Here is a 303-nt window from a genome sequence, read left to right as displayed (position 1 = left end):
ATAGCTCAGTTGGTAGAGCACGACCTTGCCAAGGTCGGGGTCGCGAGTTCGAGTCTCGTTTCCCGCTCCAAAATTTGAAAGTGCTTATAAGCACAGACCACCAATCGCAGGATTTCGAATTGCGACAAGGCGGCAACTGAATGAGTCCTTAGGAGCTTACTGAAGTAAGTGACTCAGGCGAATGAAGGCAGCCAACGCAGTAGCGGTTCGAAAGACGAAGATTATGCGGGAATAGCTCAGTTGGTAGAGCACGACCTTGCCAAGGTCGGGGTCGCGAGTTCGAGTCTCGTTTCCCGCTCCAAA

The 303-nt window shown here is 52.1% G+C and carries 1 tRNA gene; it reads left to right on the top strand.

What is annotated here, in order from left to right:
- Positions 1 to 225: 225 nt before the first annotated feature.
- Positions 226 to 301 (top strand) — tRNA-Gly (locus tag OGV74_RS00760).
- Positions 302 to 303: the final 2 nt, after the last annotated feature.

This window comes from Citrobacter sp. Cf116, from assembly GCF_030336505.1.
In the GTDB taxonomy this organism is placed as follows: domain Bacteria; phylum Pseudomonadota; class Gammaproteobacteria; order Enterobacterales; family Enterobacteriaceae; genus Citrobacter; species Citrobacter freundii.
This window is presented reverse-complemented; position numbering and strand designations above follow the sequence as displayed.